This is a genomic window from Microbacterium sp. NPDC003461, from assembly GCF_053588335.1.
Window position 1 is genome coordinate 13,991 of sequence record NZ_JBSFPT010000029.1, and the last position, 15,952, is coordinate 29,942.

At 73.5% G+C, this 15,952-nt stretch carries 19 protein-coding genes; 14 read left to right on the forward strand and 5 right to left on the reverse strand.

Annotated features, from left to right (window positions below):
- Nucleotides 1–29 precede the first annotated feature (29 nt).
- The 13 genes from coaA (at nt 30) to ACWDR7_RS10930 (ending at nt 11,012) form a co-directional block, all read left to right on the forward strand.
- Nucleotides 30–974 (forward strand): type I pantothenate kinase, encoded by a 945-nt coding sequence (coaA, locus tag ACWDR7_RS10870; RefSeq protein ID WP_449854911.1) that lies wholly within the window; start codon nt 30–32, stop codon nt 972–974.
- Between the two features lie 50 nt (nt 975–1,024).
- Complete coding sequence (glmS, locus tag ACWDR7_RS10875; RefSeq protein WP_449854912.1) at nt 1,025–2,878, forward strand: glutamine--fructose-6-phosphate transaminase (isomerizing); 1,854 nt, start codon at nt 1,025–1,027, stop codon at nt 2,876–2,878.
- A gap of 16 nt (nt 2,879–2,894) precedes the next feature.
- Nucleotides 2,895–3,296 carry a holo-ACP synthase gene (locus tag ACWDR7_RS10880; protein ID WP_449854913.1) on the forward strand — a complete coding sequence of 134 codons (402 nt, stop codon included), beginning with the start codon at nt 2,895–2,897 and terminating at the stop codon, nt 3,294–3,296.
- Nucleotides 3,289–4,404, forward strand: coding sequence for an alanine racemase (gene alr / locus ACWDR7_RS10885; RefSeq protein WP_449854914.1), 1,116 nt, complete (start codon nt 3,289–3,291; stop codon nt 4,402–4,404). Before ACWDR7_RS10880 ends, alr begins: the two co-directional genes overlap by 8 nt.
- A gap of 47 nt (nt 4,405–4,451) precedes the next feature.
- Nucleotides 4,452–4,892 carry a tRNA (adenosine(37)-N6)-threonylcarbamoyltransferase complex ATPase subunit type 1 TsaE gene (gene tsaE, locus ACWDR7_RS10890; RefSeq protein ID WP_449854929.1) on the forward strand — a complete coding sequence of 147 codons (441 nt, stop codon included), beginning with the start codon at nt 4,452–4,454 and terminating at the stop codon, nt 4,890–4,892.
- Nucleotides 4,893–4,955: 63 nt separating this feature from the next.
- Nucleotides 4,956–6,578: a radical SAM protein gene (locus tag ACWDR7_RS10895; protein WP_449854915.1), complete on the forward strand. Its 1,623-nt coding sequence runs from the start codon at nt 4,956–4,958 to the stop codon at nt 6,576–6,578.
- Nucleotides 6,575–6,886: a hypothetical protein gene (locus ACWDR7_RS10900; RefSeq protein WP_449854916.1), complete on the forward strand. Its 312-nt coding sequence runs from the start codon at nt 6,575–6,577 to the stop codon at nt 6,884–6,886. The genes ACWDR7_RS10895 and ACWDR7_RS10900 overlap by 4 nt, the downstream gene beginning before the upstream one ends.
- A gap of 4 nt (nt 6,887–6,890) precedes the next feature.
- Entirely contained in the window at nt 6,891–7,721 is an 831-nt protein-coding gene (locus ACWDR7_RS10905; RefSeq protein WP_449854917.1) for a prolipoprotein diacylglyceryl transferase, read from the forward strand.
- Nucleotides 7,705–8,298: a hypothetical protein gene (locus ACWDR7_RS10910; protein WP_449854918.1), complete on the forward strand. Its 594-nt coding sequence runs from the start codon at nt 7,705–7,707 to the stop codon at nt 8,296–8,298. Before ACWDR7_RS10905 ends, ACWDR7_RS10910 begins: the two co-directional genes overlap by 17 nt.
- A 47-nt stretch (nt 8,299–8,345) precedes the next feature.
- Nucleotides 8,346–9,002 carry a tRNA (adenosine(37)-N6)-threonylcarbamoyltransferase complex dimerization subunit type 1 TsaB gene (gene tsaB / locus ACWDR7_RS10915; RefSeq protein ID WP_449854919.1) on the forward strand — a complete coding sequence of 219 codons (657 nt, stop codon included), beginning with the start codon at nt 8,346–8,348 and terminating at the stop codon, nt 9,000–9,002.
- Entirely contained in the window at nt 8,999–9,505 is a 507-nt protein-coding gene (gene rimI / locus ACWDR7_RS10920) for a ribosomal protein S18-alanine N-acetyltransferase (RefSeq protein WP_449854920.1), read from the forward strand. Before tsaB ends, rimI begins: the two co-directional genes overlap by 4 nt.
- Nucleotides 9,496–10,611, forward strand: a complete 1,116-nt coding sequence (gene tsaD / locus ACWDR7_RS10925; protein ID WP_449854921.1) for a tRNA (adenosine(37)-N6)-threonylcarbamoyltransferase complex transferase subunit TsaD — start codon at nt 9,496–9,498, stop codon at nt 10,609–10,611. The genes rimI and tsaD overlap by 10 nt, the downstream gene beginning before the upstream one ends.
- Nucleotides 10,608–11,012, forward strand: a complete 405-nt coding sequence (locus ACWDR7_RS10930; RefSeq protein ID WP_449854922.1) for a hypothetical protein — start codon at nt 10,608–10,610, stop codon at nt 11,010–11,012. The genes tsaD and ACWDR7_RS10930 overlap by 4 nt, the downstream gene beginning before the upstream one ends.
- A gap of 14 nt (nt 11,013–11,026) precedes the next feature.
- On the opposite strand, the gene proC is transcribed toward ACWDR7_RS10930, so the two are convergent.
- From proC to ACWDR7_RS10955, 5 genes are all read right to left on the reverse strand, one after another.
- Complete coding sequence (proC, locus tag ACWDR7_RS10935) at nt 11,027–11,908, reverse strand: pyrroline-5-carboxylate reductase (protein ID WP_449854923.1); 882 nt, start codon at nt 11,906–11,908, stop codon at nt 11,027–11,029.
- Between the two features lie 98 nt (nt 11,909–12,006).
- On the reverse strand, nt 12,007–12,183 hold the full coding sequence (locus ACWDR7_RS10940; protein WP_449854924.1) for a CsbD family protein: 177 nt from the start codon (nt 12,181–12,183) through the stop codon (nt 12,007–12,009).
- 51 nt (nt 12,184–12,234) lie between these two features.
- Nucleotides 12,235–13,155, reverse strand: a complete 921-nt coding sequence (locus ACWDR7_RS10945) for a hypothetical protein (RefSeq protein WP_449854925.1) — start codon at nt 13,153–13,155, stop codon at nt 12,235–12,237.
- Nucleotides 13,156–13,237: 82 nt separating this feature from the next.
- A complete protein-coding gene (locus ACWDR7_RS10950; protein WP_449854926.1) occupies nt 13,238–13,909 on the reverse strand; it encodes a potassium channel family protein in 672 nt (223 codons plus the stop codon).
- Complete coding sequence (locus ACWDR7_RS10955) at nt 13,902–15,305, reverse strand: TrkH family potassium uptake protein (RefSeq protein ID WP_449854930.1); 1,404 nt, start codon at nt 15,303–15,305, stop codon at nt 13,902–13,904. Before ACWDR7_RS10955 ends, ACWDR7_RS10950 begins: the two co-directional genes overlap by 8 nt.
- Before the next feature lie 111 nt (nt 15,306–15,416).
- Here ACWDR7_RS10955 and ACWDR7_RS10960 point away from each other — a divergent pair, with 111 nt between their 5' ends.
- Nucleotides 15,417–15,833 (forward strand): ArsR/SmtB family transcription factor, encoded by a 417-nt coding sequence (locus tag ACWDR7_RS10960; RefSeq protein ID WP_449854927.1) that lies wholly within the window; start codon nt 15,417–15,419, stop codon nt 15,831–15,833.
- Nucleotides 15,834–15,952 lie beyond the last annotated feature (119 nt).

A 15,952-nucleotide genomic window follows, 5' to 3' on the forward strand; every position in this document is an offset into this window, starting at 1 on the left:
CGGCCGCGCCCGCGGCTACGATGATGCGGATGAGCGCCGCAGTCGATTCCCTCCCGCACTCCCGGTACCGGGAGATCGCGCGCGCCGACTGGGCGCGGCTGGCGGCCGGAATGGATCAGCCGCTCACCGAGCAGGAGATCGTGCAGATCCGCGGCATCGGCGACCGGCTCGACCTGAACGAGGTGCGGGAGGTCTACCTGCCCCTCAGCCGGCTGCTGAGCATCTGGGCGAAGGCGCACCGCCGGATCGGCGCCGACGTGACGAGCTTCCTCGGGGAGGAGGACCAGACGACGCCGTTCGTCGTGGGCGTGGCCGGGTCGGTCGCCGTCGGCAAGTCGACGATCGCGCGCCTGCTGCGCGAGCTGATGAGCCGGTGGTCCGACACCCCGCGCGTCGAGCTCGTCACGACCGACGGCTTCCTGTACCCGAACGCCGAGCTCGAGCGGCGCGGCCTGATGGACCGCAAGGGGTTCCCCGAGTCGTACGACCGCCGCGCGCTCGTGAAGTTCCTCACCGACGTCAAGAGCGGCGCCGAGATCGTGCACGCGCCGTTCTACTCGCACGTGCGCTACGACATCGTGCCCGACGCGCAGGTGACCGTGCGGCGCCCCGACGTCGTCATCGTCGAGGGGCTCAACGTGCTGCAGCCGCCGCCGTCGCCCAACGGCGTGTCGGTGAGCGACCTGTTCGACTTCTCCATCTACGTCGACGCCGAGACCGACCACATCGCCTCCTGGTACGTCGACCGCTTCCTCGCGCTGCGCGAGGGCGCGTTCTCCAACCCCTCGTCGTACTTCAACGTGTTCGCGAACCTCAGCGACGACGAGGCGGTGCAGACGGCGCTCGGCTACTGGAACGACATCAACATGCCGAACCTCATCGAGAACGTGCTGCCCACCAAGCACCGCGCCACGCTCGTGCTGCGCAAGGGCGCCTCGCACGCGGTCGACACGGTGCTGCTGCGCAAGGTCTGATCCGCGCGCGCGGTCCGGTTTCCCAGCCGCGCGAACCTAGAATCGTTCGCATGTGTGGAATCGTCGGCTATGTCGGGCCCCGTGAGAGCCAGGACATCCTTCTTTCAGGTCTCGCCCGTCTCGAGTACCGCGGCTACGACTCCGCGGGCATCGCCGTGATCGACGGCGCCGGCGACCTGCACACCGCCAAGAAGGCGGGCAAGCTCGCCCGCCTGCGCGAGCAGCTCGACGCGGCGCCGATCCCCGCGGGCACCACGGGCATCGGCCACACCCGGTGGGCCACGCACGGCGGCCCCACCGACCAGAACGCGCACCCGCACCTGGCCGACGACGACCGCCTCGCGGTCATCCACAACGGCATCATCGAGAACTTCGCCGAGCTGCGCTCGGAGCTGCTCGCGCAGGGCTACGCCTTCCACAGCGAGACCGACACCGAGGTGGCCGCCGTCATGCTGGGCCGCGAGTACCGGGCGCACGGCGGCGACCTCGTCGCGGCGTTCCGCAGCGTCGCGAAGCGCCTCGAGGGCGCGTTCACGCTGCTCGCGATGCACAAGGACCAGCCGGGCCTCGTCGTCGGCGCGCGCCGCAACTCGCCGCTGGTGATCGGTCTGGGCGAGGGCGAGAACTTCCTCGGCTCCGACGTCGCGGCGTTCGTCGAGCACACCCGCCGCGCGCTCGCGATCGGCCAGGACCAGATCGTGGCGATCACGCCCGAGACCGTCACCGTCACCGACTTCGACGGGAACGTCGTCGAGGCCTCGCCGTTCGAGGTGATGTGGGACGCGTCCGCCGCCGAGAAGGGCGGCTGGCCCAGCTTCATGGCGAAGGAGATCTCCGAGGAGCCCGAGGCCGTCGCCAACACGATCCTCGGCCGCGCGAAGGACGGCCAGGTCGTCATCCCCGAGCTCGACGGCATGGACGAGCTGTTCGCCGGCATCCAGCGGATCATCGTCATCGCGTGCGGCACGGCCGCGTACGCCGGCACGGTCGGCAAGTACGCGCTCGAGAAGTGGGCCCGCATCCCGGTCGACGTCGAGCTGGCGCACGAGTTCCGCTACCGCGACCCGATCGTCGGCCCCGAGACGCTCGTCGTGTCGATCAGCCAGTCGGGCGAGACGATGGACACGCTCATGGCGGTCAAGGAGGCCGCGCGCCTGGGCGCCAAGACGCTGTCGATCTGCAACACGCAGGGCGCGACGATCCCGCGCGAGTCCGACGCGGTCGTCTACACGCACGCCGGCCCGGAGGTCGCCGTCGCCTCGACGAAGGCGTTCGTCGCGCAGATCACGGCGCTCTACCTGCTCGCCCTGCACGTGGGCCGCATCCGCGGCACCGTGTCGCCGGCCGAGGCGGCGCGCAGCATCCACGAGCTCGAGGCGCTGCCCGAGAAGATCCGCTGGATCCTCGAGCACGAGCAGGAGCACATCGAGCAGCTCGCGCACTGGATGGCCGACACGCGGTCGGTGCTGTTCCTCGGCCGCAACGTGGGCTACCCGATCGCCCTCGAGGGCGCGCTCAAGCTCAAGGAGCTGTCGTACATCCACGCCGAGGGCTTCGCCGCCGGCGAGCTCAAGCACGGCCCCATCGCGCTGATCGAGCCGGGCCAGCCCGTGTTCGTCGTCGTGCCCTCGCCGCGCGGCGCGGCCACGCTGCACGCCAAGGTCGTCTCGAACATCGAGGAGATCCGCGCCCGCGGCGCCCGCGTCATCGCGATCGCCGAGGAGGGCGACGTCGCGGCGCTGCCGTTCGCCGACGAGGTGCTGCGCATCCCGCTGGCCGGGCCGATCTTCGAGCCGATCCTGGCCGTCGTGCCGCTGCACATCTTCGCGATGGGCCTGGCCAACGCCAAGGGCCTCGACGTCGACCAGCCCCGCAACCTGGCGAAGTCCGTCACGGTCGAGTGAATGCAGCGGGCGCGGCGTGATCATCGGCATCGGCGTGGACGTGGTCGACATCGACCGCTTCCAGGCTCAGATCGAGGGGTCGCCGCGCCTGGCCGAGCGCCTCTTCAGCGCGCACGAGCGCGAGCTGCCGCTGCGCTCGCTGGCCGCCCGGTACGCGGCCAAGGAGGCGCTCATCAAGGCGCTCGGCGGATCGGACGGCGTCAGCTGGCGAGAGATCGAGGTGCCGCGCCTGGCGGAGCGCCGCGCGCCGGCGTACGTGGTGACGGGCGAGACCGCGCGCACCCTCGCGGCGCGCGGGGTGACGCACACGCACCTCTCGCTCTCGCATGATGCCGGCCTGGCCGTCGCGTACGCGGTGCTCGAGGGGCCAGGCGAGGCGCTCGAGGGGCCCGGCGCGGGCGGTGAGGGGCATGACTGAACCGCTGCGCGAGGGCCTGATCGACGCCGCCGCGATCGAGGCGAACACCCGCACGCTGCGGCGGCTGGCCCACACGCGCGAGTTCATCGCCGTCGTGAAGGCCGACGGCTACGGGCACGGCGCGCTCACCGCCGCGCGCGCGGCGCTCGCGGGCGGCGCCACGCGGCTCGGCGTCGCCGACCTCGCCGAGGCGCACGCGCTGCGCGCGGCGGGCGTCGAGGCGCCCGTGATCGCGTGGCTGCACGGGCCGGACGCCGACTTCGCGCCCGCGGTCGCGGCGGGCATCGAGCTCGGCGTCTCGGGCGTGGCGCAGCTGCGGCGCGTGGCCGAGGCCGCGCGCGCCGCCGGCCGCGCGGCCGCCGTGCACCTCAAGCTCGAGACGGGCCTCGGCCGCAACGGCGCCGCGCCCGCGGAGTGGGAGGCGCTGTTCGACCTCGCCGCCGAGCTGGTCGCGCGGGGCGAGGTGCGCGTGGAGGGCGTGTTCAGCCACCTCAGCGGCACGTCCCCCGAGGACGACCGCGCCCAGGTGCGCGCGTTCGAAAGCGGGCTCGCGCTCGCCGCCGCGCGCGGCGTGCGCCCGGCCATCCGGCACCTGGCCGCGACGGCGGCCGCGATCACGCTGCCCGAGGCGCGGTTCGACGCCGTGCGGGTGGGCATCGGGCTGTACGGCCTCTCGCCGCTGGAGGGGACGACCTCGGCCGACCTGCGGCTGCGGCCGGCCATGACGCTGCGCGCCCGCGTCGCCGCGGTCCGCCGCGTGCCCGCGGGGCACGGCGCCTCGTACGGCTACCGCTACCGCGCGGAGCGTGAGACGACGTTCGCGCTCGTCCCGCTCGGGTACGCCGACGGGATCCCGCGCCAGGCGTCGAACGCGGGGCCGGTGGCGATCCGCGGCGAGCGGTTCCGCGTGGCGGGCACGATCGCGATGGACCAGTTCGTCGTCGACGTGGGCGACGCCCCGGTGGAGGTGGGCGACGAGGCGGTCCTGTTCGGCGACCCGGCGGCCGGCGCGCCCTCCGCCGACGAGTGGGCCGCCGCGGCCGGCACCATCAACTACGAGATCGTCACGCGGATCGGCGCCCGCGTGACGCGGACGGAGGCATCGTGATCCCGGACGCGCTGCTCGGGCGCCACGACGTGGCGTCGGCCGCCGACATGGAGGAGCTCGGGCGCCGGCTGGGCGAGGGCCTCGCCGCCGGCGACCTCATCGTGCTGACCGGGCCGCTCGGGGCCGGCAAGACCACGCTGACCCGCGGCATCGCTGCCGGACTCGGGGTGCGCGGCCCGATCCAGAGCCCCACGTTCGTCATCGCGCGCACGCACCCGTCGCTCACCGGCGGCGCCCCCCTCGTGCACGCCGACGCCTATCGCGTGGGCGACGCGATGGAGCTCGACGACCTCGACATCGACGCCGACGCGTCGGTCGTCATCGTGGAGTGGGGCCGCGGCAAGGTCGAGGGCCTGCGCGACAACTGGTGGGACATCGAGATCGAGCGGCCCGTCGGCGACGGGGGAGCGGACGCCGGCCCCGCGCGCTCGGCGGAGGACCTCGACGCCGACGCGCCCCGCGTCGTCACCATCGCCCGCCGGCCGTGACGCCGCGGCGCGCGGCCTGTGGAGAAGCGCGTGGCGGGAGCGCATCGCCGCTGGCCTGACGGCATGGGGAGCCAGCCGGGTGCGGGGATGCCGCTGCGGGATCACCGCATCCACCGGTACGTCAACGCGTTCTGCCCGCGGTGCCACGAGGAGGAGCCGGATCGGCCGCTCGCCGACGTGCGGCGGCTGTCGGGCTGGCTCGCGAACCGCGACGGGCGCATCTGGCTGGAGCGCGGATGCCCCGACCACGGCCTCATCCGCACGCTGTACGACGAGTCCGCCGAGATCCTGTCGTACCTCGAGCAGTGGACCGCGCCGACGAAGATGCACGAGCCCGACGTGAGGGGCAACTTCAAGCCCGTGCCCAGCGCGTACGAGGACGGCCTGCCGCAGATGCAGACGCAGCACACGTGCATCCTGCTCGAGGACATCACCGACCACTGCAACCTGCGCTGCCCCACGTGCTTCGCCGAGTCCAGCCCCGCCCAGGCGGCCGTCGCGCCGCTGGCGGAGGTGCTCGCGTCGGTGGACGCGCGGCTGGCCCGCGAGAACGGCCGGATCGACGTGCTCATGCTCTCGGGCGGCGAGCCCACGCTCTACCCCTGGCTCGAGCAGCTGCTCGATCACCTCGTCACGCGGCCGGTCGTGCGCATCCTCATCAACTCCAACGGGCTGCGCATCGCAGGCGACGACGCGTTCGTCGAGGTGCTGAAGAAGCACAGGGAGCGGGTGGAGATCTACCTGCAGTACGACGGCGAGTCGAAGGAGTCCTCCGCCTATCACCGCGGCGCCGACATCCGCCGCTTCAAGGAGCGCGCCCTCGAGCGGCTCTCGGAGGCGGGCGTGTTCACGACGCTCACCATGACGGCCGCCCTCGGCGTGAACGACGACGAGATCGGCGCGGTCATCCGGCGCGCGCTCGACACCCCGTTCGTCGGCGGGGTGACGATCCAGCCCGTCTTCGGATCGGGCCGCTCGGCCGGGATCGATCCGGCTGACCGGCTCACGCACACGGGCGTGCTCGCGCGGCTCGGCCCGCAGACCGACGACCTCGTCACGTGGCACGACCTCACCGCGCTGCCGTGCAGTCACCCGCACTGCTGCTCGGTCGGCTACCTGCTGCAGGACGACGCCGGGGAGGGGAAGTCGCTCGTGGGGCTGATCGGGCACGAGCGCCTCAAGCAGTTCCTCGATCTCGAGCCGGATCTCATCGCCAACCGGATCGCCGACTCGCAGGTGAACAAGAAGATCCGCGAGGTCGTGAAGGCCTCGCTCCTCGACCTGCTGAGCGAGCAGTCCTCGCTGTCGCACCCCTCGATGATCGACATCTGGCGCGACATCTGCCAGGCCTGCGACCTCGGCATCGGCACGCTGGCCACGCTCGCCGCGTCGCGGCTGCCCGGCCAGCACCAGCGGCTGCGGAAGATGCTCGCCGCGCGCGTCAAGCGCATCACGGTCAAGCCCTTCATGGACATGAACACGATGATCGAGGAGCGGCTGCTGCAGTGCTGCGTGCACGTGGCGACCGTCAACGAGACGACCGACGCCCACCAGTGCGCCCCGTTCTGCGCCGTGCAGGCGTGGGCGCCGCTCGGGCGCACGCGGCTGTCCACCGCGACGGGCGCGCGCGAGCTCGCCCCGCAGCTCGGCCCCGTGCGCCGCACCCTTCCGGTGGTGGCGTCGTGAGCGCGTACGACGGGCTGAACCGGTACGACGCGACGGTCGGCGATCCCGCGCCCCCGTTCGATCCGCTGCGGCTCTGCGTCTACACCACCGTCGCGCTCCTGGCCTGCCTGCTCGGCCCGGTGGCGGTGCTCGTGTTCGCCCTCATCGCGATCGGCGGCTACACGCGCGCCCGGCGGGCGGGGCTGCTCCGCTCGCGCTGCAAGCTCGGCGACACCCGCCTCGTGCTGGCGTACCTGTGGGTGATCGCGGTGCTCGCGGCCGCCGCCGTGCCGCTCTGGATCGGCCTCTGGATCCGCCTGCTGGGGTGATGCCGTGTTCCCGACCCTGCACGACCTGGCCGACTGGCTGCCGCCGGTCGACACGCACTCGGCGTTCGTCGCCCTCGGCCTGCTCGCGGCGGGGCTCGTGTTCGTCATCGAGAAGCGGCGGCGAGGCGTCACCGACTACCGCGTCTGGTACCTCGTGCTCGGCGCGCTCGCCGGGGCCTCCCTCCTGGCACGCCTGGGCACGTGGGCGCAGCACCTCGACCCCTCGCAGAACCTGAGCCTGGTCGAGCAGCTGTCGGTCGGCAACGCGTCGATGCTCTCGGCGCTGGTCGGCGCGTGGCTCGGCGTGCACGTCGCCAAGCGCATCGTGCGGTACCCGGGACGCACCGGTGACCTGTTCGCCCCGGCCGTGGCCCTCGCGATGTGCGTGGGCCGCTGCGGCTGCCTGCTCACCGAGAAGCCGGGCACGCCCACGCACGCGCACTGGGGCATCGTGCTCGACGAGGCCGCGGCGGCGTACACCGGCAGCGTGGCCGGGGTGCCGCTGCACCCCAGCTTCGTGTACGAGATCGTGTTCCACGCGGTCGCGTTCGCCCTGCTCTGGTTCTGGCTGCGGCATCGCCCGATCGCGCCGGGCGAGACCCTCACGCTGTACGTCGCCGCGTACGGCGTCTTCCGCTTCCTCGTCGAGTTCGTCCGCGGCAACGACGTGGCCTGGCTGTGGTTCACACGGCCGCAGCTGTTCCTGCTCGTGACCCTGCCGCTGCTGTTCGCCCGGATCGTGTGGATGATCCGCACCGGGCGGTTCCGCGCCCCCGGCCCCGCGCCGCTTCCCGCCACCCCCGAGAGGACGGTGCCGAATGAGCAACCCGCCTGACCAGCCCGCCGACCCCGCGCCGCCCGAGGGCACCGATCCGGCCGTCCCGCCCGGGGGGCCGTTCGTCCCGCCGGCGGGCGGGGGCCACGCGCCGCCGCCGCCCCCGCAGGCGCCCGGTGCCGCCCCCGGCTGGGTCGCCCCGGGAGCGCCGCCGCCGCACGGGCAGCACGGCGCCGGCCAGCCGCCGTACGGGCCGCCGCCCGGGCAGCAGCCCTACGGGCCGCCGCCCGGCCAGCCGCCCTATGGGCAGCCGCCGTACGGATCCCCGGTGCCGTACGGCCACCCGGTGCCGCCCGAGGCGCCCCGGCAGCTCGGCGGGGTGTCGTTCGGGTGGGGCGTGACGATCGGCCTGATCGGGGCGATCGTCCTGCAGATCGTCGTGATGACCCTCGGGTTCACGGTGGGCTCCGCCTCCGGGCTGCAGGCGCCGGTGTACGCCCTCCTCATCCTCGGCGGCATCCTCATGGTCTGCTTCGCGCGCACGCGGAGCTTCGGGATCGGCGCCCTCATCAGCATCGCGGCGGCCCCGATCATCTTCTTCGGGGTGTGCGTCGTGGTGCTGTCGGGCGGCCTCTGACGCGGCGCCCACGGCTTCGCGTCAGGGTGCCGGATTACCCTGGAGGGATGATCCTGGCCGTCGACACCTCGATCGGCTCGACCGTCGCCGTGGTCGGGGCCGATGGCGCGGTGCACGCCCGCGCCGAGAGCGAGAGCCCGCGCGGTCACGCCGAGGTCATCGGCGACCTGCTCGTGCGCGCGCTCGCCGAGGCGGGCATCGCCCCCGCCGACATCACGCACGTCGCCGCCGGCATGGGTCCGGGTCCGTTCACGGGCCTGCGGATCGGCATCGCCGCCGCGCGCGCCTTCGCGCTCGGTCGCGGGATCCCCCTGATCCCCGTCGTCAGCCACGACGCGATCGCGTTCGCGCACCTCACGCGCCGGGCCGAGGACGAGGCGGCCGCGGGCCACCCGATGATCCCCGCCGACGCCGACCCGACGTTCACGGTCGTCACCGACGCGCGGCGCCGCGAGTGGGCGGTCTCGTCGTACACGGCGCTCGACGACGACGGCATCCCGGTGCGCACGCGCGGGCCGGAGCTCGAGCCGGCGCGGACGGAGGGGTACGTGCCGCAGCTCACCACCGCCGTCTCCGCCGGCGCCCTCGGCGCGCTCGCCGCTCGCCTCATCGCGGCCGGCCGCGTCGAGCCGATGGCCGAGCCGCTGTACCTGCGCTCGCCCGACGTGGTCGAGGGGCACACGCCCAAGCGGGTGAGCGCATGAGCGCCGCCGTCATCCGCCCCGCCACGCCCGACGACCTCGGCGCCATCATGGCGATCGAGCGCGCCTCGTTCCCGACCGACGCCTGGAGCGAGGCGATGATGGCCGAGGAGCTGCGCGGCCCGCACGGCGCGTACGTGGTGGTCGAGCAGGCCGGCCGCATCGTCGGCTACGCCGGCCTGCGGGCGCTGCCGAACGCCGCCGACGGCGACATCCAGACCATCGCGCTCGACGCGTCGGTGCGCGGGCGCGGCGAGGGGCGCACCCTGCTGCGCCACCTCATCGACGAGGCCGCCCGGCGGGGGGTGCGCGAGCTGTTCCTCGAGGTGCGCGCCGACAACCCCGTGGCGCAGCGCCTGTACGCGTCCGAGGGCTTCGCCGAGATCGGCGTGCGCCCGCGGTACTACCAGCCCGACGGCGTCGACGCCGTCGTCATGAGGCTCGACGTGCGCGCGTGGGACGCGGCGCGCGCGCCGCGCGCGCAGGAGGCGGGGGCATGCACGTGAACCGCAGCGAGCCGCTCGTGCTGGGCATCGAGACGAGCTGCGACGAGACCGGCATCGGCATCGTGCGCGGGCGCACGCTGCTGAGCAACACGATCGCCAGCAGCATGGACGAGCACGCGCGCTACGGCGGCGTCGTGCCCGAGGTCGCCGCGCGCGCCCACCTGGAGGCGCTGCAGCCGGCGATCGAGAGGGCGCTCGACGAGGCGGGCGTGCGGCTCGGCGACCTCGACGCCGTGGCAGTGACGAGCGGTCCCGGCCTGGCCGGCGCCCTCATGGTGGGCGTCGGCGCCGCGAAGGCGCTCGCCGTGTCGCTCGAGAAGCCCCTCTACGCCGTCAACCACCTCGTCGGCCACATCGCCGCCGACATCCTCACCGCGGGCACCGAGCCGCTCGAGTACCCCACGGTGGCGCTGCTCGTGAGCGGCGGGCACACGTCGCTGCTGCTCGTGCGCGACCTGACGAGCGACGTCGAGCTGCTGGGCGAGACCGTGGACGACGCGGCGGGCGAGGCGTTCGACAAGGTCGCGCGCATCCTGGGCCTGCCGTACCCGGGCGGCCCGCAGATCGACCGCGCGGCCGAGGGCGGCGATCCGGACGCGATCCGCTTCCCCCGCGGGCTCTCGCGCGCGAGCGACCGGGAGAAGCACCGCTGGGACTTCTCCTTCTCGGGCCTGAAGACGGCGGTGGCGCGCTGGATCGAGCAGCGCGAGGCCGCGGGCGAGGCCGTGCCGCTGGCCGACGTCGCCGCGAGCTTCCGCGAGGCGGTGGTCGACGTGCTCGTGACCAAGGCGCTCGACGCGTGTGCCGCGCACGGTGTGCCGCGGCTGCTGCTGGGCGGCGGCGTGATCGCCAACCGGCGGCTGCGCGAGGTGGCACTGGCCCGCGGCGCCGCGCAGGGCGTGACCGTGCGCATCCCGCCGCTGAGCCTGTGCACCGACAACGGGGCGATGATCGCGGGCCTGGCGGCCGAGCTCATCGCGTCCGGACGGCGGCCGTCGACGCTCGCGTTCGGCGCGGACTCGACGCTGCCGGTGACCGAGATCCAGGTCGCCGAATCGGCGCCGGCCGCCGTGGCCCAGGCGCAGGGCGCCGGGGGCGACGGATGAGCGACCCGCTGCGTCACGACGAGGCGGGGGAGCGGCCGCGCGAGGTGCTCGAGCGCGCCGTGACCGACCCGATCGAGCTGATCGCGAGTCTCGCGCACGACGTGCCCGCCGATCCCGCGCCCCAGGCCCCGCGCCGCGCAGCCGCCGTGCGGGTGCGCCGCCCGCTCGCGGGCGTGTCGCTCACCGCGTCGGCGATCGGCCTCGTGCTGTCGTGGTTCGTGCCGTGGGGCATGCCGGTGTCGGTGGCCGGCGCGCTGCTCGCGATCGTCGCGCTGCGCCGCACGTGGGAGCGCAGGGCGCACGCGTGGTGGGGCCTCGGCCTGGGCATCCTCGGCTCGGCGTGCGCCTCGTTCTGGATCGGCTGGATCGTCGACCAGCTCCGCGCGACGCCCGTCGGCTGACGCGCGGCGGCGCGTCAGTCGGAGGACTTGAGGATGATCGCCTCGGTCGGCGGGGCGGCGATCGTGCCCGCGAGCTCCCTGGCGCGGGCGAAGGCCGCGTCGGTGGCGTCGGCGAGCACGCGGCCGAGGTCGGCGTCCTGCAGCACGGCGACGGCCCGCTCGGTCGTGCCCTTGGGGCTCGTCACGCGGCGGCGCAGCTCTTCGGGCGCCTCGCCCTCCGCGTCGAGCAGCGCCGTGGCGCCCGAGAACGTGCGGGCCGCCAGCAGGCGGGCGTCGGCGTCCGAGAACCCGCGGTGCCGCGCGGCCTCGGCGAGCTTCTCGATGAAGAGGTAGACGTAGGCGGGGCCCGATCCCGAGATCGTCGAGATGGCGTCGATGCCGTCGTCGCCGTCGACCTCGAGCACGTCGCCCACGGTCTCGAACAGCCGCCGCACGATCGCCGCGTCCTCCGGCGTCGCGTGCGTGCCCGCCGCGATGCCCGTGACGCCGCGGCCGACGGTGGACGGCGTGTTCGGCATGGCGCGCACCACCGCGGTGCCCGGCAGCCGCGCCTCGTATGCCGCCAGCGGCACGCCCGCCGCGAGGGTGACGACGATCGCGTCCTCGCGCACGTGCGGGGCGATCTCGAGCAGCAGCTCGGGCATGAGGTGCGGCTTGACGCCGAGCACGACGACGCGCGCCCCGGCCACCGCCTCCGCGTTGCCCTCGGGCCGCTCCTCGAGCGCGACGCTCGTCACGCCGTCGAGACCCGCGAGCGATGCGGCGCGCGCGGCCGTGCGGTTCGTGACGACGATCCCGCCGTCCACCGTCGTGCCGCTCGCGGCGAGCCCGCGCACGATCGCTCCCCCCATCGATCCGGCACCGATGAACGCGATCGAGGGCAGGGTGTCGCTCATGACCCCATCGTAGGCAACCGACGGCCCGCGCGCGATGATGCGCGCGGGCCGTCGGTCCGCTGTCGTGCGGACACGATGCTCAGCGATCGGTGCAGCGCTCAGCGGTCGGTGAAGGCGTCCTTGACGTCGTCGCCGACCTTCTTGGCCTTGGCCTTGAGCTGGTCGCCCTGGCCCTCGGCCTCGAGCGACTCGTCGTCGGTCGCCTTGCCCGTGTGCTCCTTGGCCTTGCCGCCGAGCTCCTCCGCCTTGTGCTTGATGTCGTCTCCGAGGCCCATGGGCGCTCCTTCCTGTCGGGGCGGCGTGTGTGCCGCCGGTGTCGGTCTCTCTCAGCCACCGAGGCCGACGCGGTCGACCCTGCGGTGGTACCTCATGCCGGCCATCCCGCCGAGGACGGCGCCGATCAGCGTCACGATCGCGGCGCCGACGGCGGTCAGGATGCCGGTGGTCGTGGCCGTCTCGGGCGTGACGGGGATGCGCGGGAAGCCGTTGAACATCGCGAGGATGTCCCACTGGCTGCCGGCGATCGCGGTGACCACCGCGACGACCACCGCGACGACGATCGCCCACAGCCACACCGCGAACCCCTGCTTGGTGCCGTTGAAGCGCGCCATCCGCCCGGCCACGTAGCCGCCGGCGAAGTACGCCACGAACAGCAGCACCGCCAGCACGATCGCCCCGAGGATGCTCGCGCCCGTCGGGTTGTCGGCCGCGGCCTCGCCGGCCTCGCCGGCGGTCGTGCCCGTGCCCCAGCTGACGCCGGCGCCGACGGCGGCCGCGAGGGCCGTCAGGAGCACCGCGGTGCCCATCGCGGCCAGCCAGCCGAAGAAGGCCGAGCCGAACTTGATCCCGCCGAAGCGCTCGCGCTCGCGGTCCACGATCTCCTCGCGCAGCGCGCGCCGGTCGCCCGGCACGGCGTCGAGCCTGCTCGGCTCCGCGTCCGCGTCCGCCCTCGTCGCCGCCCGCTCGTCCGCGTCGCGGCGGCGTCGCGCGTCCTCCCGGTTCCGCGACGTGTCGTCGCGCTCGGCGTCGTCGCGGGGCAGCACGCGCGTCTCGGCGTCGTCGCGCGTCAGCGCGTCGTCGTCGCGCACCGCGTCGCCGCGGCGGGCGTCCTCGACCCCGGCGCGATAGGCCGGGTCGTCCCGCAGCGGCTCCCGCTCGAGCGGCCGCTCGCGCCGATCCTCCGGCGCGGTGCCTCGGTCCACGGGCGGGACGTCGCGGTCCCTGCCGTCCTGCGTTCCCTGGCTCATGCCGCCACGGTAGGACGGAAGCCGGGCCCGGCGAACCCCCGTTGCGCGAGCGGCGCCGGGGTCGTACCCTGTGGCGCCGCCGTCAGCGGTCGAGGGAGGCGAAGCGCTCGACGTCCTCGCTCGTGCCCGAGACGATGATGAGGTCGTGGTTGGTCACCACCGTGTTCGCCTCCGCGTAGCGGAACGGGCGGCCCGGGCTCTTCACGCCCACCACGGTCACGTTGTACTTGGTGCGCACGCCCGACTCGTTCAGGCCGATGCCGCGGATGAACCGCGGCGGGTACATCTTCGTCAGCACGAAGTCGTCGTCGAAGCGGATGAAGTCGAGCATGCGCCCGCCCACGAGGTGCGCGACACGCTCGCCGGCCTCCCGCTCGGGGTAGACGACGTGGTTGGCGCCGACGCGGGCGAGGATCTTGCCGTGCGACTGCGAGACGGCCTTCGCCCAGATCTGCGGCACCTTGAGGTCGACGAGGTTCGCGGTGATGAGCACCGACGCCTCGATCGAGGAGCCGACGGCGACCACCGCGACCTGGAAGTCGGCGGCGCCGACCTGCTTGAGGGCGTCGATGCTGCGGGCATCCGCCTGCACGGCGTGGGTGACGCGCTCCGACCACTTCTGCACGAGCTCGAGGTTCTCGTCGATGGCCAGCACATCGCGGTCGAGCCGGTCGAGCTCGCCGGCGCACGCCGCGCCGAAGCGTCCGAGTCCGATCACGAGCACGGGGGCGTCGTTGCGGATCTGCTCAACCAACGATCGGCCTTTCCACGGGGAGCGAGTAGAGCTGCGAGCGGGACGTCGCGGCGACCGCCGCGGCAAGAGTGACTGTACCAACGCGGCCCATGAAGATCGTCGCCGAGAGCACATACAGCGCGGGATCGGGGAGCGTCTCGGTGAGCCCGGTCGACAGGCCGACGGTGGCGAAGCCCGAGATCACGTCGAAGAGCACCTCGGCGATCGGCGCGTGCGTGATCTGGGCGATGACGATCGTCGACAGCGCGCAGATCGTCGCGCCCCACGCGAGCACCGCCACGGCGACGCGCTGCACGTCGCTCGGGATGCGCCGGCCGAACGCCTCGACGCTGCGGCGCCCCTTGGCCTCCGACCACACGCTGAGCGCGAGCACGGCCAGCGTGGTGACCTTGATGCCGCCGGCGGTGGACGCCGAGCCGCCGCCGACGAACATGAGCATCGATCCGACGACCATGCTCGAGCCGTACAGCTCGCCGATGTCGACGACGGCGAAGCCGCCTGATCGCGTCATCGCCGACATGAAGAACGACTGGAAGATCGTGTCCCACGCGTTCATCGATCCGTACGTGCCGGGGTTCTCGTACTCGAGGGCGAGGAACGCCGCCGCGCCCGCGAAGAACAGGATGACGGTCGTGACCAGCGTCAGCTTGACGTGCAGCGACCAGCGCCGCGGCCGCAGCAGCTGCTTCGACAGCGCGTAGATCACCGGGAAGCCGATGCTGCCGAGGAAGACGGCGCCCATCATCACGGTGAGGAAGAAGTAGTCGTGCGCGAAGACCGCGATCCCGCCCGGATTCGGGGTGAAGCCCGTGTTCGTGAACGCCATGGCGGCGTAGTACGGCGCGTACCAGGCCGCCTCCAGCCACGTGTAGCCCGCGCCGACGATCGGCAGGTACAGCAGGATCGCCGCGCCGGCCTCGATCACGAGCGTCGAGAGGGCGACGGTGCGCAGCAGCTGGCCGACCTCCCCGAGCCGCACGGCCTGGCTCTCGCTCACCGCCCCGCCGTGGGCGCGCAGCGGGTTCGTGTCGCCCGCCGCGATGAGCTTGGCGCGCAGCCCCAGCCGCTTGGAGATGATGAGCCCCAGCATCGACGCGAGCGTGAGCGCGCCCATGCCGCCGATGTTCACGCCGATGAAGATGACGGCGTTGCCGAAGGCCGACCAGTGCGTGGCCATGTCGACCGTGACGAGGCCCGTGACGCAGATCGTCGAGACGGCCGTGAACAGCGCGTCCGCGAACGGCGTCGTCTCACGCCCCGCCGACGAGATCGGCAGCGCCAGCAGCGTCGTCCACAGCGCGACGAGCAGCAGGAACACGAGGATCGCGAAGCGCGCCGGCGACGACGTCGTGAACTCGCGGAAGAAGTGGCCGACGCGGCGGCGCACCTGCTTCATGCCGCCGAGGGCATCGACGCGCGCGCTGAAAGCGCCCTGCGACATCCGATCCCCCTCCGAGCCAGAACGTCCTCATGGTACTCCCGCGTCGCGCCCGCTACCCTCGACCACATGGCGGACATCTTCGACGTGATCGCGGACGGCACGAGGCGAGACATCCTGCAACTGCTGCTGCGCCGCTCGTCGGAGGGGGACCGCGGCACGAGCGTGTCGGAGATCGTCGCGGAGCTCGGCGTCAGCCAGCCCACCGTGTCGAAGCACCTGAAGGTGCTGCGCGAGGCCGAGCTCGTCTCCGTGCGCGAGGAGGGCCAGCACCGCTACTACAGCCTCGCGTCGGCGCCGCTCGAGGAGGTCGACGACTGGCTCGTGCCGTTCTTCGTCGACGAGGCCGACCTGATCGACGAGGTCGCCTCGCTGCAGGCGCCCGCCCTGCCGGAGCCCGCCGCCCGCGCCGCCGAGGCCGTCGGCCGCGCCGCCGCCTCGGCCAAGAACGTCGTGCAGTCCGCGCTGAAGCGGCTCGGGGCTTGATCTTCTAGGATCTGCGCCGCTCGGGCACGGCTTCGCCGTGCCGCTCGCGTGCTCGCGCCGGCGCTCCCGCGCCGGCGAGGCCGTAGCTGTAGCCGTTCTCGATGTGACGGCGGCGGGCG